Raw genomic sequence first — 24,819 nt, 5'->3', positions numbered from 1 at the left:
AGGGCCGTCTCACCGGATCAGTATCTCGTTTCTCGAACCCCCGCAATCGGCCTGCACAGGCGGGTGCGTAATCTCGTCTTGTCGCCCGACCCCCGGTGTGTGAGCCAGTAACAGCAACGGATTACTGCAGTCGGCCGACGGGAACCCCGACCGTTTCAGACCGTTCACCGACGAGAAACGCGCGTTTGTTCGTTCGACGGAGTCGGCGACGGCGACGCCTTCGCGCCGAAATTCGCTACTCGGACTCGTACTCGGCCCAGATGTATCGCGTCGCGACGCTTCGGTACGGTCGCCACGCGTCGGCAATCTCACGCATCTCCGCTCGCGTCAGCTCTTCGTCGCCGTTCCCGTACAGCTGTTCGATGCCGCGACGGACGGCGAGATCACCCAGCGGAAGGATATCCGGTCGCTCGAGGACGAACAGGAGGTACATGCGGGCCGTCCAGTCGCCGATTCCCTTGATTTCGGTGAGCAGATCGATCACCTCATCGTTCGAGTGGTCGGACAGCCCCTCCCGGGTGAAGTCCTGTTCTTGGAACGCCCGCGCTGCGTTTCGCACGTACTCGACCTTTTGCCGGGAGAGTCCAGCCGAGCGCAGCGCCTCGTCTTCGGCCTCGAGGACGGCTTCGGGCGTCACGTCGTCGCGGAACAGTTCGAAGACCCGTTCGCGGACGGCGGCCGCACTCGCCGTCGAGAGCTGCTGGTTGATGATGGAGATACAGAGTCGTTCGAACTCGTCCCAGTTCGGTTCGACGTACGGATCGTGTCGCTCGATGAGCTCCGCCATGACGGGGTCCTGCCGGAGCATGGGTTCGGCGTCTGCTAACATCCTCTTGGACCCGAACGAAGGTGGCCGACGGGCAAAGGCATCTCGGTGGCGGCTCCGACTCGAACGGATCGGCCGCGTCGTTACTCGAGGTGGTGGTAGTCGAGTTCGTGGCCCTCCTCGAGTGATTCCCGTACCGGTTCCGACGGGTCGGCGACGCCACGACGCGTGATCGTGAGCCCGCGTTCGTCGGCCGAGAGGACGAGCGTGACCCGCCAGTCGCTATCCGTCTCGGGGTAGTCGGTTCGATAGTGTGCCCCTCGAGATTCGGTTCGCTCGAGGGCAGTCCGGAGCATCGCTTCGGCGACGGTGAGGCTGAACGAGAGGTCGACGGCGTACTCGAACGAGCGAGACGTTCGGTCGCCGTCAACGTGAATATCGGCCGTTCGTGCCCGAATTTCGGCGACACCGTCCAGCCCCTCGCGAAGTGACTCGGCGTCCCGAAGGATGCCTGCGGTGTCCCACAACAGGTCTCCCAGGTCCTCGAGCAACGTTTTCGGGGGAACCGTACCGTCGGAGTCGGCGAGATCCGCGAGTGCCCGAAACTCCCGCTCGGCGAGCGCGCGCTGGGCATCGGTGACGGTGGGTACGCGATCCCTGCTGGTCACCGCGTTCGCGACGTGATCGCCGACGACTTTGCCGACGGCGACGGTCTCCGCCAGCGAGTTTCCGCCGAGGCGGTTCGCGCCGTGGACGCCGGCGACCGTCTCCCCGACGGCGTACAGCCCGTCGACGCCCGTCTCGCCGGTTCGGAAGTCGATATCGACGCCACCTATCGTGTAGTGGGCCGTCGGGGCGACTTCCATCGGTTCACTCGTGATATCCACCCCGAGGTCGGCGAATCGCTCGACCATCGACGGCAGCCGCTCCTGAACGTAGCTGGGGTCGCGGTGAGAGATGTCGAGGTAGATGCCGCCGTTGTCGGTCCCGCGGCCCTCCCGAACCTCCCGTGCGATCGCTCGCGCGACGACGTCGCGCGCGTCGAGTTCCATCTGGTCCGGCGAGTAGCGTTCCATGAACCGTTCGCCCTCGGCGTTGAACAGGCGACCACCCTCGCCCCGAACGGCCTCGGTGACGAGTCGGCCGTCCCACTCATCGCCATATCGTTCGCCGACCATCCCCGTTGGGTGAAACTGAACGAACTCGAGGGCCGTCAGTTGCGCACCGGCCTCGAGAGCAAGCGCCTGTCCGTCGCCGTTGTTCTCGTCGTCCCGCGAGGAGTGGCGGTGGTACAGCGCCGAGAACCCGCCGGCCGCAAGGACGACGTGGTTCGTCCGGAACAGCAGTCCCTCGCCGGTCTCCATATCGAATCCGACCGCGCCGTCGACGCGGGTGCCGTCCGAGAGCAGCCGGGTGATCATCACGTTGTCGCGGTAGGGAATCTCGAGTTCCCGTGCCCGGTCGATCAGCGTCTCGAGCATCGCCTCGCCGGTTCGATCACCGACGAAACAGGTTCGGCGGTACGACTGCGCGCCGAAGTAGCGCTGGTTGATTTTGCCGTCATCGGTGCGGTCGAACGCCATCCCCCAGTCGTCGAGTTCGCGGATGCGATCCGGCATCCGTTTCGCGGTCAGTTCGACGGCCTCGGGGTCGTTCAGGTGGTGGCCTTCGTTCAGCGTGTCCGCCGCGTGGATCGTCCAGTCGTCGTCCTCGTCGAGCGAGCCGAGCGCGGCGTTGATCCCGCCCGCGGCCCACGTCGTGTGGGCGTCGCCGTGATCACGCTTGCCGATGACCAGCGGCTCGAGGTTCGATTCGGCGAGTGCGATGGCGACGCGCGCTCCCGCCGCACCGGCGCCGATAACGAGGACGGGTGTCGTGACCGTTTCGTATTCGACCTGGCGGTCGCTGCCGCGGCGTTCGCCGTCGGTCTGGACGTGGATCCGACCGTCGATGCCGGCCCCCTCGATCGTCGATCCACCGTCATCGGTCGGCGAGTGTTTTGTCATCACTGGTACCGAAGGGACGATCGAGTATAGGCCCGACTCCAAACCATGCAATCGACCGTCAACGCCGGGAACGCATGCTCATCCGGGGCATTTAGCATGCTGGGTCACGTACCGTTTTGACAGATGCAACCGGTCGTCCACCTCGCGGTCGGCTACCTCTGTTATGCGGCGTACACGCGGTGGAGTCTGGGCCGGCAACCGGCCGACGTACCCGCACTCGTCGCCGTCTTCGCGGCCGGACTCGCGGATCTCATCGACAAGCCGCTTCACGCGGCCGGTGTCGTGCCGGTCGGGCGAACGATCGGTCACTCGCTGCTGTTTGCAATTCCCTTGGTACTGTTCGTCTGGCTCGTCGCAAGCCGACGCGATCGCCCCATCCTCGGCGTCGCCTTCGCCATCGGCTACCTTTCACACATCGCGACGGACGTTCCGTGGCACCTCATCTCGGGCGATTTCGACGAACTCGGCTTTCTTCTCTGGCCGATCACTGACATGCCAGCCTACACGGGCGTCAAACCCCTCGGAACTGTCACCGGAGTCGAAGTGACGACGCTGTGGCTCGAGGCCGTAATTCTCGTCGCCGGTATCGTGCTGTGGTGGGTCGACGGACGACCGGGAGTCGGTGCGATTCGACGTGCTCTCGGTGCGCGATAGCCTGCAGGTGGGGCCGACACCTGGGAAAGTTCCTTGGCAGACCCCGTCGTTGTACGAATGTAACTGTGAGTAACGATACCAAACGGACCGTCAGCGACGTGATGTCGACGCCACTGGAGACGATTTCGAAGGACGCGACGGTAATGGAGGCCGCACAGCGGATGCGAGAGCAAAACATCAATGCGCTGGTCGTCCCGACCACGCCGCGGGCGATCATCAGCAGTACGGACGTCCTCGAGGCCGTCGCCGAAGGACGGGACGTCTCGAGTCTGTCGGTTTCGGACGTGATGACGACCGACGTCGAAACCGTCTCGCCGGACCTCTACATGGAGGAAGTCGCCGCGATGATGACCACGTACGGTATCAAGCACCTCCCGGTCGTCGACGACGATTACGTCGGGATGGTCTCGTCGACGGACGTCACCGCCCACCTCTCATAGTACCGCGCCGTCCGTCGCTACCGCTCGCTACCGCTGTCGGCGCGTTCGGGAGCCTCGGGTTCTACGTTCGCGAGTCGCATCGCATTGCCCGTCACGCCGAGGCTCATCCCCATGTCGCCGATGATGACCGCGTGGATCACCGTCACGATGCCGAACGGTGCGCCGGCGGCGAGAACCGCCTTGACGACCAGACTCGACCAGATATTCTGCCGGATCACGCCGTTTGCCGTTCCGGAGAGCTCGTAGAGGTAGGGCAGTCGCGTAAGATCGTCGCTCATCAGCGCCACGTCGGCCGTTTCGAGGGCCGTATCCGTTCCCGCAGCGCCCATCGCGATGCCGACGCTGGCCGTCGCGAGCGCGGGCGCGTCGTTGATGCCGTCGCCGACCATCGCCACGTGTCCCGCGTCATCCGTCCCGCCGGAACCGGCCTCGCGTTCTAGTCGATCGATCCACTCGAGTTTCTCGTCGGGGAGCAACTCGGCGTGGTACTCGTCGATCCCGACCTCCGAGGCGATGGCGCGGGCGGTCCCTTCGTTGTCGCCGGTGAGCATGACGACGCGGACGCCCTGATCCTGCAGCCTCGAGACGGCCCACTTTGCCTCCGGTCGAACACGATCGGCCACGCCGATGACGCCGACCGGTCGCTCGTCGGTGCCGACGATCACGACGGTTTTCCCCTCCGACTGGAGGTCGGGAACGACTTCGGCGAGGACGTCCAGACAGCCCTCGCGGTCGCACTGGGGCCGGCCCCCGTAGCCCATTTCGGTGAGCGCGACACCCCCGTCGGTCGTCGCGTGGACGTGCTCGAGATCCGCGAGTCCGTCGAACAGCTCCGGTTTCCCGACGTAGTGGGTCTTGCCGTCGATTTCCGCGCGGACGCCCTTTCCGGTGAGGGCTTCGAACTCCGAAACGTCCGGGTCATCCTCGACTTCGGGCACGACACCCGCTTCCTCAGCGTAGCCGACGATCGCCTGCCCGATCGGATGTTCGCTGCGCCGTTCCAGGGCGCTCGCACGTCGGAGGACGTCGTCCTCGTCGGCTCCCTCGAGCGGGATAACGTCGGTCACCGCGAGGTCACCTTCGGTCAGCGTTCCCGTCTTGTCGACGGCGAGAACGTCGCTGTCGCCGACGGCCTCGAGATAGCGGCCGCCCTTGATGAGGACGCCATTTCGCGCCGCACTGGTGATCCCCGAGACGACGCTGACGGGCGTCGAGATGACGAGCGCGCAGGGACAGGAGATCACGAGCAGCGTCAGTCCGACGATGAACCAGTAGCTCCAGGACGCGCCGAAAGCGAGCGGCGGGACGACGACGGCCGCGACCGCCAGAGCGACGACGATCGGCGTGTAGACGCTTGCGAACCGGTCGATGAACTGCTCGCGTTCGGTCTTCTCTCGTTCGGCATCCTCGACCATCCGGACGATGCGAGCGATCGTCGAATCGTTGGCCTCGCTCTCGACCTCGATCTCGAGGTAGCCGGATTCGGAGATCGTCCCCGCGTAGACCTCGTCCCCGGCGGTCTTGTCCTCGGGAACGCTCTCGCCCGTGATCGGCGACTGGTCGATTGCACTCTGGCCCTCGAGCACGACGCCGTCGGCCGGAATCTTCTCGCCCGGCCGGACGACGACCGTGTCTCCGATCTCGAGTTCGTCCGCGGGAATCGTCTCCTCGGTTTTGTCCTCTCGCTTGACGGTCGCGGTGTCGGGTGAGAGATCCATCAACTCCCGCAGCGAGTCGCGAGCACGGTCCATCGAAAACCGCTCTAACAGCTCCGCAACCGAGAACAACACTGCGAGCATCGCCCCCTCGAAGGGGTGGTGGGCGGCGACGCTCGCAACGATGCCGAGACTCATCAGGAAGTCGATGTCGAGACTCCGATTGCGTACCGAGTAGTAGCCGTTCCGAAGGATCGGCGTTCCCGCGACGACCACGGCGAGGATGAAAAGCAAGTGGGAGAGTTCGTACGGTCGACCCGCGACCGTTCCGAGCAGCGGATCGACAGCCGGGAAGACGAACTCAAGGCCCATCCCGACCGCGACGACGACGGCACCGATCGCGGTCCCGACGGCGCGGCGCCCCTTCCAGACCGACTGGTCGTCGACGATCGCGTCGCTCCCGTCGCCGACCGCCGTCGCGTCGTATCCGGCCGAGCTGATCGCGTCGACGATCGTCTCGGTTCCGGTCCCCTCATCGACCGACACGGTGACGCGACCGGAAGTGGGCCGGGCTTCGATCTCGCGGACGCCGTCGACGCCCTCGAGTGCGTTTTCGACTTTGTTCGCACAGGAAGCGCAATCCATCTCGGGGACCGAGAGGGTACGTTCGGGGTCGGCCGTCGCGACCTCGTATCCCGCCGCGTGCACGCGCTCTCGAATCTCCGCTTCCGAGGTTCGCGTCGGATCGTACTCGACGACGAGCCGACCGCTGGTCACCCGCGCGTCGAGGTCGTCGATCCCCTCGAGTCGCTCGACGCTGTTGGTTACTTTCCCGGCACAGGACGGACAATCCATCTCGGGCACCCGAAACTCGAGGGTCCGACTCGAGTCGGGCGGCGTGGAGGGAGACGACTCGCTCATCGGTCTTCCCTAGTCTGGGCGAAACCTTACCGGTTATTTGGCGTGCGCCAAACGGCGGGTCGAATCGCGCCGATCGCGGTCCGTCGTTGTTCGAATCGACCTAGAGTCCCGCGGCCAGCGTCTCGAGCGAGTCGTCGGCGTCGACGAAGGCCGTCGCGAGGGTGGCCTCGGCCCGGCGAATTCGGTAGGAGAGCGTCGATCGGGGAACCTCGAGTCGCTCCGCGAGTTCGGAGAGTTCGATCCGGCGGGGCGTCTCGTAGTAGCCGTGGTCAACGGCCGCACGCAACGCGTCCCGTTGCTCGCGCGGGAGTTCGGTGTCGCGCTCGGTGGAAACGTCACCGTGTTCCGGATCGAGTTCCGTCAGCCGGAGCATCTCCATGCCCGTACACTCGCCGACCTCGTCACCCAATCCGTCGAAGAACTCGTGAATCGGTGCGTCGCTTCCAAGCACGATCCGCCAGCGGTACCGCCGCCCCTCGCGGTAGGTCTCGAACAGCAGCCCCTCGCCGAGGTACTCGAGTGCGACGTGCGGGACCGACGTACAGGCGTCTGTCCGGTCCCAGTAGGTGTAGACCACCAGCGTCCCGTTCGATCGGTCGAGCACCTGTACCTCGCAGTCCGCGCCGCAGTCGTCTTTGACCAAACAGTCCGCGAAGAACTCGGACGTTTTGTAGGCGTCCTCGAGGGCCTCCAGCGCTTCGGCCGGCCCTTCGGCGTGGTCGACCCGCCAGAGGCTGTCGCTCGTGACGTGACACGACAGCGAACGGATCGACGCCTCGGGGTGCTCCGCGAGGACGTCCGCAACCGGATTGGTTCCGGACTCGTACTCGAGGGCGAAGACGAATTCTCTCATTGTTCGTACGGAGGGGCTCGCGCGCCAAAGGGGTTTCTCGATGGACGGTGTACGGTCGCTCGATGGCATCGTCCACGGTGATCCTGGCCGCCAGCGCGTGGCTCCGTGGCCTCTGGTCGTACTATCGTCGGTATACGAACACGGCGATCCATACGGCGGCAACGGCCGCGCTGGCGATTTTCGGTCTGCTCGTGTTCGTCGATCCGTGGTTCGCAGCGGTTGCCATCGCCTGTTACGTCGTGCCCCCCGTCGTCCTGTATGTGCGAACGGGCGGCCCGGTATCCCGCGAGGATGGTGACCAGCCCCTCGAGAGTCAACGCTCAGCGCGACCCGACCCGACCGTCGAGTCTGCGACGAGCGGATCGAGCACCGATGACTCGAGTGCGCGCCGAGACTCGATATCGGAACTGAACCGGACAGCTGGCACCGACGATGTCGACCGCAGTAGCGACGACGGAGATACCGACTTCGATAGCGACGGAACGGATACTGATTCCGACAGCGACGGGACAGATACTGACTCAGACAGCGACGGAACCGAGACTGACTCAGACAGTAACGGGACAGATACCGACTCGGATCGTGACGGCTGACTCGAGATCGATCAGCGAGAATGGCCGGGAGCGGGCGCGGCGAAACTCGCTGCGTCCGCGACTCGGGGGAGGGCAGGCGATCACACCGATACTCGCCGCGAGCGTCGCGAATGCGACGCGAGCGGGCCGACGACTGACTCGGAAGCCGCGTTCACGCGGCTGGAGAGGAAGGAGGAGTGCTTTTCATCAACGTTTTGCCGAGTGGGGTCGCGAAGCGACCCCACGCAGAGCAAAAGGTTGGTTAGAATCCTTTGCCGAGCAGTTCGCGCGCGATAACGTTCTTCTGGATCTCCGTTGTGCCCTCGTAGATCTGGGTGATCTTCGAGTCGCGGTAGAAGCGCTCGACGGGGAAGTCGTTGACGTAACCCGATCCGCCGTGGATCTGGACGGCCTCGTTGGCGGCGTCGACGGCGACACGGGAGGCGTACTCCTTGGCCATCGAGGCGAGTTTCGTGATGTCTTCGCCCTGGTCGACCTTCCAGGCGGCCTTGTAGGTCAGGTTGCGTGCGGCCTCGGTCTCCGTGGCGATATCGGCGAGTTTGTGCTGAATTGCCTGGAAATCGCTGATCGGCTGGCCGAACTGCTCGCGGTCCTGGGAGTACTCCAGGGCTTCGCGGAGCGCACCCTTCGCGATGCCGACGCCCTGTGCGGCGACGCCGGTTCGGGTGGCGTCGAAGAACTGCATCTGCTGCATGAACGCGGCGTCGCGGGTCCCGATGAGGTTCTCTTCGGGAACGCGGACGTCGTCGAGGATGAGTTCGGCGGTGTCCGACGCTCGAATGCCCATCTTGCCCGTGATCTTGTCCGCGTCGAAGCCGTCGCGGTCGGACTCGACGACGATCTGGCTGAAGCCGTTGTAGCGACCCTCGGCGTCGGGGTTGGTCTTACAGAGCATGACGAAGAAGTCCCCGACGGTGCCGTTGGTGATCCACATCTTGTTGCCGTTGATGACCCACTCGTCGCCGTCCTTCTCGGCGCGCGTGGAAACGGAGGAGACGTCCGAGCCGGTGTCGGGCTCCGAAATGGCCGCACCGGAAATCTTCTCGCCCATCGCGACGGGCTCAAGGAAGCGCTCTTTTTGCGCTTCGGTTCCGAACTCCTGGATGGCTTCGGTCCCGAACGAACAGGCCATGATCGAGAGCGCGATGCCCGGATCGTAGGAGAATAGCTCCTCCGCGATGATCACGGTATCAAGCGTCGAGTAGCCCGCGCCGCCGTACTCGATCGGAATCGACGGACCGACCAGACCCATCTCGGAGGCCTTGTCGACGATCTCGTGGGGGAACTTCTCTTCGACGTCGTACTCCTCCGCTTCGGGGGCGATTTCGTTCTCGGCGAACCGTTTGACCTCTTCGCGGATCTGTTCTTGCTCTTCGGAGAGACCGAATTCCATGGTAATCAGTTCCTATCCCAGCGATAAAGAACTTTGTAACCGACAGTAAACAGAACTATAGTTTTCTTTACTGAATAGGGAAACGTTGAAACCCGTGCCGATTGCAAGTGTGACCATGGAGCTGGAAGATATCAACACCGTCGCAGTTCTCGGTGCAGGGAATATGGGCCACGGCATCGCGGAGGTCGTCGCGATGGCCGGCTACGACGTAAACATGCGCGACATCAACGACGAGTTCGTCCAGAACGGGTACGAACAGATCGAGTGGTCGCTCAACAAGCTCGCCGAGAACGATCAGCTCTCCGAGGAGGAAGCCGAGGCCGCTCTCGAGCGAGTGACGCCCCTGGTCGACATGGAGGAGGCCTGCGGCGACGCCGACGTCGTCATCGAGGCCGTGCCGGAGAAGATGGAGATCAAAGAGGACGTCTATACCGAACTCGAGGCGGTCGCCCCCGACCGAACCGTCTTCGCGACGAACACCTCGAGCCTGTCGATCACGGACCTCTCGGAGTTCACCGAGCGTCCCGGACAGTTCTGCGGGATGCACTTTTTCAACCCGCCGGTGCGGATGCAGCTCGTCGAAGTGATTTCGGGTGCCGAAACCGACGACGAGACCCTCGACGTCATCGAGGAGTTGGCCGACGATATCGACAAGTCCCCCGTGCGCGTTCACAAGGACTCTCCCGGCTTCATCGTGAACCGCATTCTCGTCCCCCTGATGAACGAGGCCTGCTGGCTCGTCAGCGAGGACGAGGCCACGCTCGAGGAGGTCGACTCGACGACGAAGTACGGGATGGGGCTGCCGATGGGGAGCTTCGAACTCGCCGACCTGACCGGCATCGACGTCGGCTATCACGTGCTCGACTACATGAACGAGGTGCTGGGCGAGGCCTACGAGCCGAGTCCGCTGTTCGAAGAAAAGGTCGAGAACGAGGAACTCGGGAAGAAGACCGGCAAGGGCTTCTACGACTACGAGGACGGCCCCGGCGCCGAGATTCCGACCGACCAGCAGTCCGAACTGGTCGAGGCGCGACTGACCGCCACGATGGCCAACGAGGCCGCAAAGCTGATCGGCAACGACGTCGCCCCGCCGGAATCCATCGACGAAGCGACGAAACTCGGTGCCGGCTTCCCCGACGGCCCCGTCAAGATGGTCGACGAGTTCGGCATCGAGAACGCACTCGAGACCCTCGAGGAGGCCTACGAGAAGACGGGCCACGAACGCTACGCCCCCGCTGACTACCTCGAAGAGCGCGCCGGAGAAGGCGGCTTCTACGACGCGGGAGACGACGAGGTCGGTGCCGATTTCGACGCGATCCGCGTCGAGTACCCCGGCGACATGGTCGGCCACGTCGTCCTCGATCGACCCCACCGCATGAACACGATCAGCGGCGAACTGCTCGAGGAGCTATCCGAGGCGATCGACCTCCTCGAGGACGACGACGAGGTTCGATCGATCCTCATCACCGGCGAGGGTGAGAAGGCCTTCTCCGCCGGCGCGGACGTCCAGAGCATGGCCGCGGGCGGTGCGGACCCGATTCAGGCACAGGAACTCTCGAAACAGGGCCAGTCTACCTTCGGCAAGCTCGAGGCCTGTGACCTGCCCGTCGTCGCCGGTATCGACGGCTTCTGTCTCGGCGGCGGGATGGAGCTTGCAACCTGTGCCGACATGCGCGTCGCGAGCGAGCGCTCCGAGTTCGGCCAGCCCGAACTCAACCTCGGGCTGCTCCCCGGTTGGGGCGGCACCCAGCGGCTCAAACACATCATCGGCGAAGGGCGCGCAAAGGAAGTCATCTTCACCGCCGAGCGTTACGAGGCCGAGACGATGGCCGACTACGGCTTCGTCAACGACGTCGTCGAAAACGACGAACTCGAGGATCAGGCCCTCGAACTGGCGACCGACCTCGCGGGCGGACCGCCGATCGCCCAGAAGTTCACCAAGCGCGCGATGCTCGCGGGCCGTGACGATACGGACGCCGGACTCGAGTACGAAGCGTCGGCGTTCGGTCACCTGATGGCAACCGACGACCTCATGGAGGGCATCACGGCCTTCATGGGCGACGGCGAGCCGGACTTCCAAGGGGAGTAACGAGCGCCGACCGACTCGCGTCTCGACTCCGTCGGATGGAGACGGGGTCCGACGGGCGGTAAGTCGTCCGTCGACCGACGGTGGACCGCAATCGATTCCGTCCGACCCGCTCGTTTTGCGCACGGCTCCGAACGACCGCATCCGATAGAGACAGTTTTGAACACGTTGTCCAACCGGTAACAAATAACTACCGAGAGAAGGATCCGTATTTGAGTTTCAAACATTATAGTATACTAACAGCTGGGCGCGAGATTTATCACGCAGAGATACCATTGGTGAGTCGTGGCTGCAATGGATGATGAGAACAGAGGGGGCAACCAGTGAGTGACGAACTCGAGGTACTCGTCGTCGACGACGAGGCACGACTTGCGGATCTGTTCGCAGCGTGGCTCCAGAGCGAGTGGACCGTCGACACGGCCTACGACGGTGAGGAGGCCCTCGAGAAGATGGCGGACTCCGTCGAAGTGATCCTGTTGGACCGGCGAATGCCGGGTCTCTCCGGCGACGAGGTCCTGGCGGAGATCAGGGAGGCAGGCTACGACTCGCGGGTCGTTATGGTGACCGCGGTCGATCCCGACTTCGACATCATCGAGATGGGCTTCGACGACTACCTCGTCAAGCCGGTCTCGAAGGAGGACCTGGTCACGATCGTCGACAACGTCGCCGGTCGGTCGGAGTACGAGTCGGACATTCAGGAGTACTACGCGCTCGTCTCGAAGAAGGCGCTCCTGGAATCGGAAAAGGCAGACCGCGAACTCGCCGAGCACGAGGAGTATCAGGAACTTTGTGAACGCGTCGCGGAACTCGAGGAACGCGTCGACGAGACGGTCTCCGGAATGACCTCTCACGACGACTTCGTCGGGGCGTTCCAGGATCTTCAGTCCGAGAACTAGAGGCTCAGTCTCGGTCGCTCGAGTCGAACGCAAACTCGAACCGGGCTCCGCCGTCCTCACGCTCGCCCCCTCCCTCGCCCTCGCGCCCACTTTCACTCTTGCCCTCGGTCGCGGTAACCGTCCAGCCGTGTCCGGTAGCGACTTCTTTGACCACCCAGAGACCGATCCCTAACCCACTTTCGGAGGACGAAACCGACGGATCGAACAACTTCTCGCGTCGCGCTTCGGGGATCCCCGCCCCGTCGTCTTCGAGGTAAAAACCGTCCGACTCGAGCAGCCCGATTCGGACACTGACGTCGGTGCCACCGTGTTCGATCGAGTTCCGAAACAGGTTCTCGAACAACCGCAAGAGCCGCGACCGATCGGCCTCGATCGTCGTCGTCTCCGCGACCGAGAGCGTCGCGTCCTCCGTCGAGACGTGCTCCCAGGCGTCGACGGCGACCGACTCGAGGTCGACCGGCTCCGTATCGGTCACCCAGTCGCCGTCGCGAGCGATCGCCAGCACGTCCTCGATGATCGTCTCCATCCGATCGAGACCGTCGCGGACGTTCTCGGCGTGCTCGAGCGATTCGGTCTCCTCGAGCAGATCGAGATACCCCTGTGCGACTCCCAGCGGGTTTCGCAGGTCGTGGCTGACGATCCGTGCGAACGCGTCGAGTCGTTCGTTCTGTTCGCGGAGTCGCCGCTCGTCTCGTTTTCGCTCCGTGATGTCACGGATGACCGCGACCGAGCCGAGAAACTCCTCGTCGGGGACGAGGACGGCGATCTGCGCTTCGCAGGGGATTGTGTCACCCGCTTTTGTCTCGAGGCGGAGTTCGACCGTATCCGTGCTCGCGTCGTCCTCGAGCAACGCTCGAATCGTCTCCTCGCCGGCGTCGGTATCCGCTCGATCGAAGACGATCGAGACGTGTTCGCCGAGCAAGCCTTCGCGGCTGTAGCCGGTCATCTCGGTGAGCGCGTCGTTGACTGTCATGAAGTGGCCCTGCTCGTCGAGGACGTACATGCCGTCGCCCGCGGTCTCGACGAGCCGTTCGTATCGGTGGAGCGCACGCTCGCGTTGCTCAAGTCGGCCGCGGATGGCGATCGTCTCGAGGACGTGTGAGCCGACTGCGGCGGCCGAGCGGATCGCCGTCCGTTCGGCGTCGGTGATCGGTTCGGTCGCGTAGACGACGAACACGCCGTAGAGTTCGTCTTTGGAAGCCAACGGGGCAGCCGCGACGGCGTGAACGTCCCGATCGCAGACGTGATCGCCGAACGGAACGGCGTCGCGGTTGTCGGCGACGTCCCGGAGCGTCTGGAGTTTCCGGCTCCGCATCGCGCGCTCGAGCAGCGGCTGGTCGCCCTCGCCGATGCTAAACGTGCGTTGCATCGGCCACTCCATATCGTCGGGGTCGGTCAGCCACGGGACGACCTCCCGCTCGCCGCGGTCGTACTCGCCGACCCAGGCGAACGCGAATCGATCGCTCGCCGTGAACTCCTCTCGAAGCACTCGTTCGACCGCAATGGGAGACGTGACGTCGACCAGCCGCCGTCTGACGGCGGCGACGATTGCCGCGAAATCGTCGGAAAGACCGGTCGCGTCGCGGGTTCTGTCGGCCGACGACCCGGCCGTCTCGGCGGTGAGGAAACCGGTATCGTCGAACGCCTCCTCCGAATCGACGTCGTCGCTCGAGTCGGCGTCGATCCGCGCCGTGATCGCGTCGGCCAGTCGATCCGATCGGTCAGTGTCGTCGATGCGGGCGACGACTTCGCTGAGCACGGCGACGGGGCCGTTGCTGCTATCGCTGGCGGCGGTGGCGGCGCTATCGCCCCAGTGGACGAACATCGGGGTCTCCGGCGACGCCGATTCGACGGCGTCGACGAGCGTCGGCACGTTCGCGATCGTGCTCGCGTCGATGAGGACGGCGTCGATCGACTGTCGCTCGAGTCGCTCGAGGCCCTCCGACGCGGATTGGGCGACGACGACGTCGACCGGGGCGTCGGTTAGCGAGAGCGTCACGGACGCTCGCGTCGACCGGTCGTTGCTCACACAGAGGACGCGTGGACGGCTCATTTCAGATCTCAGATCTCAGATGTTACCGATCGCCGTTCACCGATAGCGGTTGCGCTACTTGCGGTCACGACGGAATCGGTGGTATACGAACGATTGCTTCCAAACCGGTTTGTTCTTTCGACACGAGCCGACGGCGAGCCGTACCCTGTCGAGAACACGGTCTCGCGCAGCTCGATCGGCGAAAAGATCGAAGTCGGTGGGTTCGAGTCGACTACGGTGCCTGTCCGTAGATCAGGTTCCGTTGGATCTCGTTTGCGCCCTCGTAGATGACGGGAATCCGCGCGTCGCGGTAGACGCGAGCGATCCGTCGTTCGTCCAGAATCGATCGCCCGCCGTGGAACTGCATCCCTTGTTCGGAGACGTCGACGGCCGTCTCGGTGGCCTTCGTCTTCGCCATCGCGGCCCAGTAGCCGGCGTTCTCTCCGTTCTGGACCTTGTCACAGGCGCGCCAGGCCATCGTCCGCGCGCTCTCGAACTCGAGGAGCATGTCCGCGAGGCCGTGTTGTACCGCCTGGAAGTCGCTGATCGTTCGGCCGAACTCCTCGCGGTCGTGGGTGAACTCCCAGGCTTCCTCGATAGCGGCCGCTGCGATGCCGAGGCCGTGACCCGCGACGACGACGCGACCGTGGTTGAAGAACTCGGCGAGCATCCAGAAGCCGGCTCCCTCGGTTCCGATCAGGTTCTCCTCGGGAATCCGGCAGTCGTCGAACTCGATGTGAGCCTGCTTCGAGGCGCGCATCGCCATCTTCTCGGGGATGTGCTCGGCCTCGTAGCCGTCGGTATCGGTCGGGACGATGAACATCGAGTGGTTGCCGTACCGGTTGTCCTCGTCGTCGCCCGTCCGCGCGTAGAGGGTCACCCAGTCAGCCTCGACGCCGTTGCCGATCCAGTACTTCTCGCCGTTGATGACGTACTCGTCGCCGTCTTTCTCGGCCGTGGTCTGCATCCCGGCGAGGTCGCTGCCCGTCTCCGGTTCGGATACGGCGAGCCCCGACCGCATGTCCCCCTCCGCGACCGGTCGAATGTACTCTTCACACTGCTCGTCGGAGCCGTACTCGTAGGTTATTTCGCAGCCGAAACTCGCCAACTGGAGCGTCAGTGCGATCCCCGCATCGGCTCGGTAGAACTCCTCCGTAATCGCGAGCAGTTGCGGGAGGTCCAACCCTCGTCCGCCCCATTCCTCCGGAATGTCCTGTGCCACGAGGTTCGCTTCCTGACCGGCCTCGAGGATATCCTCCGGATACGTGCCTTTCTGGAAGTACTCCTGTGCGTTGGGTTCGATGTGTTCGGCGGCGAACTCTCGCGCTTCCGCCTTGACGTCGTGTGCGTGCTCCGGGACGATGCTGTCGTCGAGCAGTTCCATGTCCGCTCGTACGACAAGGTGGTGGAAATAGGGGCGGGGCAACTGTGCAAGCCCTGAGAACAGACTCGCAGCACTCCGGTTCGACTCCGGGATCAGACCCCGTGTTCCGATACCGTTCCGCCCATCGAAACGGACGTTACCGAAACTCGCGGAGCAGTTCGTCCGTGGACAGATGCGCGTACTGGTCCAGTCGCGAGATATCCCAGGCGACGTCACTGACGAGATGGACGTAGAGCACGACGCCGGTCACGACCGCGAGCGACGCACTCGAGAGAGCGAGTAGCGGAACCGCGATGCCGATGAGAAGCAGGTGGCTCAACAGCCGCGAGAGGACGCCGACGTCGCCCGGCTCGAAGATCCGGCGCTGGTCGGCGACGGCCGCGGCGGGGTGTGCGAGACAGAATCGGACGGCGCCCCAACTGCCGGTCTTGTACCGGGCGATGAGGAAGTGGTCGAGATCGATGAGAACGCCGACTGCGGTGCCGTACGCGACGACGAGAGGGACGGGGACGGCGTAGCCGAAGACGGTGATCGGCGACAGCGCGTAGCCGAGGCCGCTGGCGACGATGAACGAGATCGCCGCGTGGTGTTTGGAGTAGATGGTGACTCACCCGGCGGCGTTGACGGCGCGGGAACAAATCGCCCTCGTCCCGGCGTTTTTCGCTGGCCGGTGGCCGGCGTGCTCGAGTCGCTCGGTCCGTAACTGGTCGCGGACACAGCGACGGTGACGCTGACGCTGACCGTGGGAGTAGGAATACCGCGCGGAGAGGTCCGTTCCGAACACGCGTTTCAGCCGGCAAAGCCCGAGAGCAGCCACTCCCCGTCCTCGTCTTCGTCGTCGTCGATACTCGGGGCGCTGACCAGGACGAACGCGCTCTCCTCGTCGCCGTTTCGGATCTGGCGCGTCGACTCCGGCGGGATCCAGAGCGCGTCGCCGGTCTCCATCTCGATCGGATCGTCGTCGACGATCACCGTCGCTTTCCCCTCGATCAGCACGTAGACCTCTTCGTGGTCGTTCTCCGTGTGATCGTGTGGCTGGCTGTTCCAGCCGGGATCGCAGCGAGCCACCGTCACGCCCACGCGCTCGGTCTCGAGCGGATCGCTCAGGAAGTGCATCGCACTCGAGACCTGATCGACCTCCTCGTAGTTCACCTTCCGGTAGGTCATAGCTGTCTCTTCGGCGGGCCACAGTAAAACAATACTGTTCACTGACGTGCTGCGGACGAAACGATCCGGTGGGCGACGGTCCGTGTTCGCAGTCGGTCACGGCAGTACGAGTGGTTCGTGTGATACGGCTGCTGTGCCGATGTACCGATCTACCGCTGTACCGATGTGTCGACGTAACCCGCCCGAATCGCGGTTGCATCGGCGATGACGGACAACAGTCCGTACGAGCGCCTCAGCTCAGTTGTCCTGCGCGATCGGATCGAAACTGTCGACCGGGATCACCGAGTAGTCGACGGTCAGCGCGTCCTTGGTCGCTCGGATCTTGCCGACGAACGTCGAGATATCCTCGAGTTCGCCCTCCAGGACGAACAGTTCCATACAGTAGTGATCGCCGACGTGACTGTGGAAGTTCGAGGCGACGAGGTCCTCGTGTTCGTGGCGAAGGTGCATCATCCGCTCTTCGACGCTGGTCGTCTCGTAGTCGAAGAGAATGGTAACGATCCCCATCAGTTCTCGGTCCTCGAGACGGGTGTCCTCGAACTCGCCGAGCAGGTTTCGGGAGGCTTCCCGGACGACTTCGCTGCGGCCGGTGTAGCCGTGTTCGTCCGCGAACTGGTCGAGTCGCTCGAGGAGTTCGTCCGGCATCGAGACGCTTACGACTGCCATATAATAACTCGGTGCGGATAATCTATTAAGCCTTATCATCGACTCGAGTTCGCCGGGCGTCGGTCGCGCGTGACACGGCGAGTCCGCGGCCGAAGGCGGAAACGACGCTCGAATAGCGCACACTGTTTTCCCGGTTCGTCGTGAGGACAGCATATGTACCTCGCACATCAGACCTGGCCGGAACTCGGCGAGTATCACGCGAACGAATCGCTCGCCGTCGTCCCGCTCGGGTCGACCGAACAGCACGGACCACACCTCCCGGAGGGGACCGATCACATGATCGCCGAGGCCCTGGCCCGCGAGGCGACAGACCGGACGGACTACCTCTGTACGCCACCGATTCCGATCGGCGTCAGCTCCCACCACCGACAGTTCCACGGCACCATGTGGGTCGAGCCGCCGGTGTTCCGGGACTACGTCGAAAACCTCTCGCGAAACCTCACCTATCACGGTATCGACCGCATCGTCTACGTCAACGCCCACGGCGGCAACGTGGCCCATCTCCGCGAGGTCGGCAGCCGCCTCCACGACGACGGCACCGCCTACGCCATCGAGTGGATGTGGGACGAATCGATCCCCGAACTGATCGACGACGTCTTCGAGACCCCCGGCCCCCACGGCGGCCCCAAGGAGACCGCAATGATCATGCACATCGCCGAGAACCTCGTCCGCGAGGACCGCCTCGAGTCGGCCCGCGACGGCGGCGCGGTCTTCGATTACGACGCCGAGCGCGTCCACGGCGCGACCACCTTCTACGACTGTATCGAGAACAGCAAAAACGGCGTCTTCGGCGATCAGACGGACGCGACCCCCGAAATCGGCGCGGAACTGTTCGCGGCCGCGACCGACCAGTTGGTCGCCCTGCTCGAGTGGCTCGACGATCAGCCCTTCGATGACCTCATGCCGGACTCGCATCTGGACCCCCAGCCCGGCAGCGGCCGCGAGGGGAAGCGAACCGGCCGACGGTAGCACTCGTCTCGAGGTTGGAGGAGAACTGACCGTGCTCGGCCGACCGAGCCACCGAAACCATCGCGCGCAGTCCCGGTCGGCTACAGGAACATGTTCGGTGCAGCTACGCTGGACTTATGCGTCCGAGCGCCGTTGTGTGTCCAATGAGCGAACGGACAGAGTCGTCGGACGCGAGATTCTGGACGGCCGGTGACGACCGGACAGCGCTCCAGTGTTCTCAGGCGCTCGTCGACGCGATCGAAGACGGGGTCTTTCAACTCGATACCGACGACCGGTTCGTTGCGATCGACGACGCACTTCTCGAGACGACCGGGTACACCCGCGACGAGATTATCGGCGAACACGTCTCCGCGCTCGTCTCGGAATCCGATGCGACGCGACTCGAGCAGGACCTGTACGCAAAACGACGTACAGATCGGGGCGATAGCGATGACGCGGCGCTCGAGGTATCGGTCCAGACCGCCGACGGGGCGGCGGTTCCCGGTACGCTTCGGCTGCAAGCCGTCCGAACCGACGGCCGGTTTCGTGGCGTGATCGGCGTCGTTCGAGACCGCGGTCGAGCCGAACCTGACGCGGCGGCGAGGTCGAACCCCGCACCCTCGACGGCGTCAACCTTCGAAGCCGCCACCTCCGTGCTCGACGAAGCCGACGTCGGCGTCTTCATCCTCGACGACGAGTTCGACGTGGCGTGGATCAACGAGGCGACCGAGCGGTACTTCGAACTCGACCGATCGGACGTCCTCGGCCGCGACAAACAGCAACTGATCGACGAGACGATTCGGGAACGGTTCGCCGATCCCGAGCGATTCGCCGACACCGTTACCGCCACCTACCGCGACAACAGCTACGTCGAGCGGTTCGAGTGTCACGTCACCGCCGGCGACGGGCGCGACGAACGGTGGCTCGAACACCGGAGCAAACCGATCGAGTCCGGCCCGTACGCCGGCGGGCGAGTCGAACTGTACTACGACGTCACCGAACAACACGACCGTGCCGCCCAGCTCCGTCAGCTGAACGAAGCCGTTCGCGAGTGGCTCGGGGAAGATTCGCGTGCGGCGGTCGCCGACGCGGCCAGTCACCACATCCGAGAGATTCTCGACCTCGAGATCAACGGGATCTACCTCCACGACACGGACACGCAGACCCTCCAGCCGGCGGGCTGGTCCGACCCGGCCGAAACCCTGTTCGACGATCTCCCGACGTTCGCCGAAGACGAGGGGATCGCCTGGCGCGTCTTCGATTCCGGAGAGCCGGTGATCTACGACGACGTCACGACCGATCCGGACCGCTACAACCCGGAGACACCCATCCGGAGCGAGATCTGTCTCCCGATCGGCGACCACGGCGTCGTCCTCATCGGCTCGCAGGAACGAACCGCGTTCGACGACGGTGATCTGTCGCTCGCGAAGGTCGTCGCCTCGAGTCTCGAGGTGATCTTCGACCGGATCCGCCACGAGCGCGTCCTCAAGCGCGAGCGCGCTCAGACCGAGAAACTCCTGCAGACCGCACCTGTCGCGATCTCGGTCGAAGACGTGACCGGCGAGACGCTGCTGTCGAATCAACGCACGCGGGAGACTCTCGGCGTGACCGACGGAGTTCCGATCGACAAGGCGGCCGCGATCGACGGCTGGGACGTGGTCGACGCCGACGGCGACTCGATCCCGTCCGACCGCTCTCCGACGACGCGCGTCCGCGAGACCGCCGAACCGGTGTTCGATCGGGAACTCGTCCTCGACGGACCGAGCGACGAACGCAAGTGGTTCTCGGTCAACGCCGCGCCGGTCTTCGGGGCCGACGGCGCGCTGGAGCGAGTCATCTCCGTCGGCGAGGACATCACGGAGCGCAAAGCACACGAACGTCGCCTCGAGCGTCGCAAGAGCGAACTCGAGACCGAGCTGAGCGAGATCCTCGGTCGCGTCTCGGACGGGTTCTACGCGCTCGACGAGGAGTTCCGCTTTACGCACGTCAACGAAACCGCCAAGGAGCTACTGGGTCGCTCGCGGGAGGAACTCCTCGGGAACGTGCTCTGGGAGCTGTTTCCCGAAGCCGTCGACTCGGATCTCGACGACCGGTTTCACGAGGCGTTGCGGACCCAGGAGCCGGTCTCGTTCGAACGCCACTCGGAACCGCTCGGAATCTGGGCACAGGTACAGGTCTATCCGTCCGAAACGGGGCTCTCGATCTACTTCCGCGATATCACCGACCAGAAAGCCCGAGAACGGGAGCTGACGACCTACGAGACGGTCGTCGAAACCATCGAAGACGGGATCTACGTCCTCGACGAGGACGAACGGTTTACGACCGTCAACGAGGCCTACGCGGAACTGACCGGCTACGACCGCGAAGAGCTCATCGGCGAACACGCCTCGATCATCGCCGACAAAACGATCAGAAACCTCGCTCAGACGGTTGCGACGGAAGAGAGCGACGTTTCGACGATCGAAACCGAAATCAGGACGAAGTCCAGCGGTCGCGTGCCGATCGAGGCGACGGTGGCGGGGCTCGCGACGGTCGGCGGCGGGCGCGAACGCGTCGGCGTCGTCCGCGACATCACCGAGCGGCGGGACCGACAGCGCAAACTCGAGGAGAGCGAACAGCGATACCGCACCCTCGCGGAGAACTTCCCGAACGGCGTCGTCGCGCTCTACGACGACGAGCTGCGGTATACGGCCGCTGGGGGCCAACTCCTCGGCAAACTCGGAATCGACCGCTCGGACGCGATCGGCGATTCGATCTACGACCGGTACTCCGATGCCCTGCTCTCCGAGATCGAACCGCACTTTCAGGCCGCACTCGAGGGCGAGGAACGCTCCTTCGAGATAACCAACCGCGGACTCGAGTTGCTGGCACACACCCTTCCCGTGCGTACCGACGAGGGGGTACAGATGGGCATGCTCGTCGTACAGGACATCACCGAGCGAAAGGAGTACGAACGGAAACTCGAGGCGTCCAACGAGCGCTTAGAGCAGTTCGCCTACGCGGCCTCCCACGACCTCCAGGAGCCGCTGCGGATGGTGACGAGTTACCTCCAGCTGATCGAGCGACGGTACGCCGACGAGCTAGACGAAGACGGCGAGGAGTTCATCGACTACGCCGTCGACGGCGCGGACCGCATGCGCGAGATGATCGACGGCCTGCTCGAGTACTCGCGGGTCGAGACGCAGGGCGAACCGTTCGAACCGGTCGAACTCGAGGACGTGCTCGAAGACGTTCGCGCGGATCTCAAACTGCAGATCGAGGAGCGCGAGGCCGAGATCACGGCCCCGTCGCTGCCCGCAGTCCGCGGTGACCGGAGCCAGCTCCGGCAGGTGTTCCAGAACCTGCTCTCGAACGGGATCGAATACAGCGACGGGTCGCCTCGCGTCTCGGTCTCGGCTGAACGCAACGGACAAGAGTGGATCGTCTCGGTCAGCGACGAGGGAATCGGAATCGATCCGGACGACGCCGACCAGGTCTTCGAAATCTTCCAGCGACTGCACAGCCACGAGGAACACGACGGGACCGGGATCGGACTGGCGCTCTGCCAGCGGATCGTCGAACGCCACGGCGGCGAGATCTGGGTCGAGTCCGAGCCCGGCGACGGGACGACGTTTTCGATGACGTTACCGGCAGTCGAGGAATAGAAGACCGATAGACCGCGTGGCAGTGGCGCGAAGGCGTGTTTCGAACGTCTCGCGGATCAGTCGTCGCAGTGACTGCCGTCGCACTCAGTGTCGGTATCCGCCTTCTTCGTGTCGACGGCCGTATCGTCGTGAGTGAGGGTTACGTACGTTTTCCGGCCCTCGGGTGCGGTTACCCAGATGTCCGCCGCGTCTTTGTCGTCGACCTCGAGTTTGCCGCCCTGCTTGTCGGCGTCGACGGTCCAGCCAACCTTCACCTGCTTCTTGCCGTAGTTGTGAACACGGAACTTCGCCTCACGGACCGTTCCGGTTCCCTCGAGCCCCTCGATATCATCGGTATCGTCGAGGCCGTCGACGTCGTCGAAGTCGTCGAACCCGTTGTCGTCGGTGAGGTCGTCGTAGTCGTCTTCGTCGACCTCCTCGCCGTTGATGAGCATCTCGCCGTCGGGATCGAAGTCCTCGCTGACCTCGGAGACGTCGGGATCGGTAACGGCGTCGAAGCTCTGGTCGTCGATATCGGCGAAGTCGACCTTCCGAGTGCGGTAACAGACCGCCTCGAGATCGATCATGTCGCCTGCCGACTTCTCGCAGGCGTCTTTGTGGGCGTTCGCGGAGTCGACCTTTTTCCCGTTGTAGTAGATGTCGACCGTCGCGTCCTTCGAGATGGCCGCGGCGTTGAACGTCTCGGAATCCTTTTTCGGAACCGTTAGCTTCCCGCGTAGATCGTCGACGTTGATCTTCTTGTCGCGGGTTTTCTTGTCGCCGATGAGATCCTCGAGGCCGTCGAGGTCGTCGATATCGTCGAACCCGTTGTCGTCGACGATATCGTCGATTCCGTTCGCGTCAGTAAGATCGTCGAGGTCGTCAAGGTCGTCGAGATCATCGACGTCGATCCCGTCCAGGTCGAGTCGGTCGGTATCGACCTTCCAGTTCACCTTGGCGGCTTTCGAACTCTCGTTGTGGACACGGAACTCCGCCGTCGCTTTCTTATGGCAGACGAGTTCGATCTCGAGACCGTGTTTCTGCTCGTCGTCCGTCGGTTTATCATCGCCGTTTTTCTCGTCGTCTTTTTGCTCGTCGTCCGTCGGTTTATCGTCGCTTTTCGTCTCGTTTTCGCCAGCGAGTGCGTTAACACTGAGTGCTGTGCCACCGATGGCGGCCCCTGCAGCACCGATTCCGAGCAGGCTCTGTCGTCGTGAGAGATTGGTTTCGTCTGACATCGTTTGATCACTCGCGAGTCGGTCATCGTCGTCGTGACCGTCGCGGGTACCGAACACTCAGACAGTCGTGACCATTGTTATCCGATAGCTGTACGGAGAAGTGAATCCCGTCGCTCTCGGAATATCGGTATCGGAAAATCGATTCTCAGCTAATTCCGTTCACCGTCGCTATCCCGAAAGGAAACCGACTGGTAGGGTCGGTATCTCACCCCCTTCGATTCGGAACGTCCGTCACAATCCGGCTCTCCCGTATCGCACAGAAGCAAAAAGGTATCCCATTGACAGTTGTTTCCCGCCCCTACTTCCATGGTGGCAGCCAATTACTGTCTGTATTCCGGTATTTATCCAGTCGGTAGTGTTTGGAATGCTAACCTTTCGCCACTATCGCTATTTCTCTCGGTTTTTGGTGTCGGCCGTGAGGAATAGCTGTGCAGATGGCGAGAATAAGTCAACAGATTGTCACACATGGTCGCGGTTCTCGAGTCGCCGCTATTGGTAGGCTGACTGCCGGGCCCATCGATCACCGATCGGACGGTGCCCAACAGAAATCGTCGGGAAACCCGGCGCTGTGAGGTACGCAATCCAGTCGCCCACGTTTCGCTGTATTTCGCCACTCTCGAGTCGGTTCGTGACCGCGTACGGCACCACACCGCCATTTCAGACGCCGAGCCAACAGCTATATATTCACCGGCCTACTGGTCCCACGAAAGCGGTGCATGACGTGATTCCGTCCACTATTAGCTCCGATTGGCTGCTGCTCGCCGTCTCGTTCGCCTGTTTTGCTGTCGCCGGCACCGCTACCGGTGCCGTCGACGCACTCGCCCCGACGCTCGGGGCGACGGCACTCGCCATCACGGCCGTTTACTGCGTCGCCCAGTACGCAAGCCGTGTCTCCCGACGCACCCTCGCGGAACTTTCCTTCGCCCTCTGGGTCGGCTTCCTCGCGGTCGCCGGCCTCCACCTGATCGGCCTCGAGACCGTCGGCACGGCCGTCCCCGGCAACGCCGACATGCACGCCCTCTCGCTGACCGCGATCACGTGGGCGACGTTCCTGACCGCCTGCGCGACGACCACGTTCCTCGGCTTCCGAGAGTACGGGGCTACTTCGAGTGCCGATGCGCCAGAAGAGCAGGTTCTCGAGGGCGAGACCTCCGAGTACTCGACGCGGTAACGGGTATCAGGTTAGCGCTGTGGAAACGGATCGTCGAGCGCCACGGCGGCGAGGTTCGAGTCGATTCGGAGGTCGGCGTCGGATCGGCGCTCTCGCTCTCCTTACCGATAGGCAATAAGTATTGACAACAGATGGGACAGAGATAATTCTAAGACTCTGATAGCGGTAGAGACACACGACTCGGTCGAGACCGGCAGTGGCTCACTATTTCTATTTGTATCTCAGACCCCGTTGCGTAATTGATTGGTCGTGTCCCAAACTCGTCTAGAGTCGTAACTGACTCCTGTGGAAACAGGGTCACCTCTGGTACCTACCCCGAAGTGACCC

Annotated in this window: 19 protein-coding genes; 8 read left to right on the top strand and 11 right to left on the bottom strand. The window is 63.7% G+C overall.

The features are described from left to right. Positions 1–235: 235 nt before the first annotated feature. Both GS429_RS18265 and GS429_RS18260 read right to left on the bottom strand, forming a co-directional pair. Positions 236–829: a DNA-3-methyladenine glycosylase family protein gene (locus GS429_RS18265; protein WP_160066857.1), complete on the bottom strand. Its 594-nt coding sequence runs from the start codon at positions 827–829 to the stop codon at positions 236–238. An 80-nt stretch (positions 830–909) separates the two neighbouring features. Then, positions 910–2,772: an L-aspartate oxidase gene (locus tag GS429_RS18260; protein WP_160066855.1), complete on the bottom strand. Its 1,863-nt coding sequence runs from the start codon at positions 2,770–2,772 to the stop codon at positions 910–912. A gap of 123 nt (positions 2,773–2,895) precedes the next feature. On the opposite strand from GS429_RS18260, the gene GS429_RS18255 reads away from it, so the two are divergent. Continuing rightward, entirely contained in the window at positions 2,896–3,426 is a 531-nt protein-coding gene (locus tag GS429_RS18255; protein ID WP_160066853.1) for a metal-dependent hydrolase, read from the top strand. A gap of 101 nt (positions 3,427–3,527) precedes the next feature. Beyond that, positions 3,528–3,866, top strand: a complete 339-nt coding sequence (locus tag GS429_RS18250) for a CBS domain-containing protein (protein ID WP_160067278.1) — start codon at positions 3,528–3,530, stop codon at positions 3,864–3,866. 17 nt (positions 3,867–3,883) lie between these two features. Here GS429_RS18250 and GS429_RS18245 read toward each other — a convergent pair whose 3' ends face one another. Both GS429_RS18245 and GS429_RS18240 read right to left on the bottom strand, forming a co-directional pair. Beyond that, positions 3,884–6,442 (bottom strand): heavy metal translocating P-type ATPase, encoded by a 2,559-nt coding sequence (locus GS429_RS18245; RefSeq protein WP_160066851.1) that lies wholly within the window; start codon positions 6,440–6,442, stop codon positions 3,884–3,886. Positions 6,443–6,542: 100 nt separating this feature from the next. Then, positions 6,543–7,295 (bottom strand): helix-turn-helix domain-containing protein, encoded by a 753-nt coding sequence (locus GS429_RS18240; RefSeq protein WP_160066849.1) that lies wholly within the window; start codon positions 7,293–7,295, stop codon positions 6,543–6,545. A 62-nt stretch (positions 7,296–7,357) separates the two neighbouring features. Here GS429_RS18240 and GS429_RS18235 point away from each other — a divergent pair, with 62 nt between their 5' ends. Continuing rightward, the gene (locus tag GS429_RS18235) at positions 7,358–7,888 is read left to right on the top strand and encodes a hypothetical protein (protein ID WP_160066847.1); all 531 of its coding nucleotides are present in this window, start codon (positions 7,358–7,360) and stop codon (positions 7,886–7,888) included. Between the two features lie 241 nt (positions 7,889–8,129). On the opposite strand, the gene GS429_RS18230 is transcribed toward GS429_RS18235, so the two are convergent. After that, complete coding sequence (locus GS429_RS18230; protein ID WP_160066845.1) at positions 8,130–9,281, bottom strand: acyl-CoA dehydrogenase family protein; 1,152 nt, start codon at positions 9,279–9,281, stop codon at positions 8,130–8,132. A gap of 115 nt (positions 9,282–9,396) precedes the next feature. Between GS429_RS18230 and GS429_RS18225 the strand changes: the two genes are divergently transcribed. Together GS429_RS18225 and GS429_RS18220 are read left to right on the top strand one after the other, a co-directional pair. Further along, a complete protein-coding gene (locus tag GS429_RS18225) occupies positions 9,397–11,370 on the top strand; it encodes a 3-hydroxyacyl-CoA dehydrogenase/enoyl-CoA hydratase family protein (RefSeq protein WP_160066843.1) in 1,974 nt (657 codons plus the stop codon). 320 nt (positions 11,371–11,690) lie between these two features. Then, a complete protein-coding gene (locus GS429_RS18220; protein WP_328821474.1) occupies positions 11,691–12,263 on the top strand; it encodes a HalX domain-containing protein in 573 nt (190 codons plus the stop codon). Between the two features lie 4 nt (positions 12,264–12,267). Here the strand turns inward: GS429_RS18220 and GS429_RS18215 are convergent, their stop codons facing one another. The 5 genes from GS429_RS18215 to nikR form a co-directional block, all read right to left on the bottom strand. Then, a complete protein-coding gene (locus GS429_RS18215; protein ID WP_160066841.1) occupies positions 12,268–14,316 on the bottom strand; it encodes a PAS domain S-box protein in 2,049 nt (682 codons plus the stop codon). A 211-nt stretch (positions 14,317–14,527) separates the two neighbouring features. Next, on the bottom strand, positions 14,528–15,679 hold the full coding sequence (locus tag GS429_RS18210; protein WP_160066839.1) for an acyl-CoA dehydrogenase family protein: 1,152 nt from the start codon (positions 15,677–15,679) through the stop codon (positions 14,528–14,530). 136 nt (positions 15,680–15,815) lie between these two features. Next, a complete protein-coding gene (locus GS429_RS18205) occupies positions 15,816–16,220 on the bottom strand; it encodes a hypothetical protein (protein ID WP_160067274.1) in 405 nt (134 codons plus the stop codon). Between the two features lie 248 nt (positions 16,221–16,468). Beyond that, entirely contained in the window at positions 16,469–16,846 is a 378-nt protein-coding gene (locus GS429_RS18200) for a cupin domain-containing protein (RefSeq protein WP_160066837.1), read from the bottom strand. A gap of 237 nt (positions 16,847–17,083) precedes the next feature. Continuing rightward, positions 17,084–17,512: a nickel-responsive transcriptional regulator NikR gene (nikR, locus tag GS429_RS18195; RefSeq protein ID WP_160066835.1), complete on the bottom strand. Its 429-nt coding sequence runs from the start codon at positions 17,510–17,512 to the stop codon at positions 17,084–17,086. A 153-nt stretch (positions 17,513–17,665) separates the two neighbouring features. On the opposite strand from nikR, the gene GS429_RS18190 reads away from it, so the two are divergent. Further along, positions 17,666–18,481, top strand: a complete 816-nt coding sequence (locus GS429_RS18190; protein WP_160066833.1) for a creatininase family protein — start codon at positions 17,666–17,668, stop codon at positions 18,479–18,481. Between the two features lie 143 nt (positions 18,482–18,624). After that, entirely contained in the window at positions 18,625–22,104 is a 3,480-nt protein-coding gene (locus tag GS429_RS18185; RefSeq protein ID WP_160066831.1) for a PAS domain S-box protein, read from the top strand. 56 nt (positions 22,105–22,160) lie between these two features. Here GS429_RS18185 and GS429_RS18180 read toward each other — a convergent pair whose 3' ends face one another. Continuing rightward, the gene (locus tag GS429_RS18180; protein ID WP_160066829.1) at positions 22,161–23,321 is read right to left on the bottom strand and encodes a hypothetical protein; all 1,161 of its coding nucleotides are present in this window, start codon (positions 23,319–23,321) and stop codon (positions 22,161–22,163) included. A 712-nt stretch (positions 23,322–24,033) separates the two neighbouring features. Here GS429_RS18180 and GS429_RS18175 point away from each other — a divergent pair. After that, positions 24,034–24,492 carry a hypothetical protein gene (locus tag GS429_RS18175; protein ID WP_328821473.1) on the top strand — a complete coding sequence of 153 codons (459 nt, stop codon included), beginning with the start codon at positions 24,034–24,036 and terminating at the stop codon, positions 24,490–24,492. Positions 24,493–24,819 lie beyond the last annotated feature (327 nt).

Origin of the sequence: Natronorubrum halalkaliphilum, from assembly GCF_009834785.1 — an archaeon.
Classification (GTDB): Archaea; Halobacteriota; Halobacteria; order Halobacteriales; family Natrialbaceae; genus Natronorubrum; species Natronorubrum halalkaliphilum.
This window is presented reverse-complemented; position numbering and strand designations above follow the sequence as displayed.

What these genes read in the sequence shown, in the direction of transcription:
- GS429_RS18265 (WP_160066857.1), bottom strand. Translation starts at nt 829, where the DNA reads ATGTTAGCAGACGCCGAACCCATGCTCCGGCAGGACCCCGTCATGGCG.
- GS429_RS18260 (WP_160066855.1), bottom strand. Translation starts at nt 2,772, where the DNA reads ATGACAAAACACTCGCCGACCGATGACGGTGGATCGACGATCGAGGGG.
- GS429_RS18255 (WP_160066853.1), top strand. Translation starts at nt 2,896, where the DNA reads ATGCAACCGGTCGTCCACCTCGCGGTCGGCTACCTCTGTTATGCGGCG.
- GS429_RS18250 (WP_160067278.1), top strand. Translation starts at nt 3,528, where the DNA reads ATGTCGACGCCACTGGAGACGATTTCGAAGGACGCGACGGTAATGGAG.
- GS429_RS18245 (WP_160066851.1), bottom strand. Translation starts at nt 6,442, where the DNA reads ATGAGCGAGTCGTCTCCCTCCACGCCGCCCGACTCGAGTCGGACCCTC.
- GS429_RS18240 (WP_160066849.1), bottom strand. Translation starts at nt 7,295, where the DNA reads ATGAGAGAATTCGTCTTCGCCCTCGAGTACGAGTCCGGAACCAATCCG.
- GS429_RS18235 (WP_160066847.1), top strand. Translation starts at nt 7,358, where the DNA reads ATGGCATCGTCCACGGTGATCCTGGCCGCCAGCGCGTGGCTCCGTGGC.
- GS429_RS18230 (WP_160066845.1), bottom strand. Translation starts at nt 9,281, where the DNA reads ATGGAATTCGGTCTCTCCGAAGAGCAAGAACAGATCCGCGAAGAGGTC.
- GS429_RS18225 (WP_160066843.1), top strand. Translation starts at nt 9,397, where the DNA reads ATGGAGCTGGAAGATATCAACACCGTCGCAGTTCTCGGTGCAGGGAAT.
- GS429_RS18215 (WP_160066841.1), bottom strand. Translation starts at nt 14,316, where the DNA reads ATGAGCCGTCCACGCGTCCTCTGTGTGAGCAACGACCGGTCGACGCGA.
- GS429_RS18210 (WP_160066839.1), bottom strand. Translation starts at nt 15,679, where the DNA reads ATGGAACTGCTCGACGACAGCATCGTCCCGGAGCACGCACACGACGTC.
- GS429_RS18200 (WP_160066837.1), bottom strand. Translation starts at nt 16,846, where the DNA reads ATGACCTACCGGAAGGTGAACTACGAGGAGGTCGATCAGGTCTCGAGT.
- nikR (WP_160066835.1), bottom strand. Translation starts at nt 17,512, where the DNA reads ATGGCAGTCGTAAGCGTCTCGATGCCGGACGAACTCCTCGAGCGACTC.
- GS429_RS18190 (WP_160066833.1), top strand. Translation starts at nt 17,666, where the DNA reads ATGTACCTCGCACATCAGACCTGGCCGGAACTCGGCGAGTATCACGCG.
- GS429_RS18185 (WP_160066831.1), top strand. Translation starts at nt 18,625, where the DNA reads ATGAGCGAACGGACAGAGTCGTCGGACGCGAGATTCTGGACGGCCGGT.
- GS429_RS18180 (WP_160066829.1), bottom strand. Translation starts at nt 23,321, where the DNA reads ATGTCAGACGAAACCAATCTCTCACGACGACAGAGCCTGCTCGGAATC.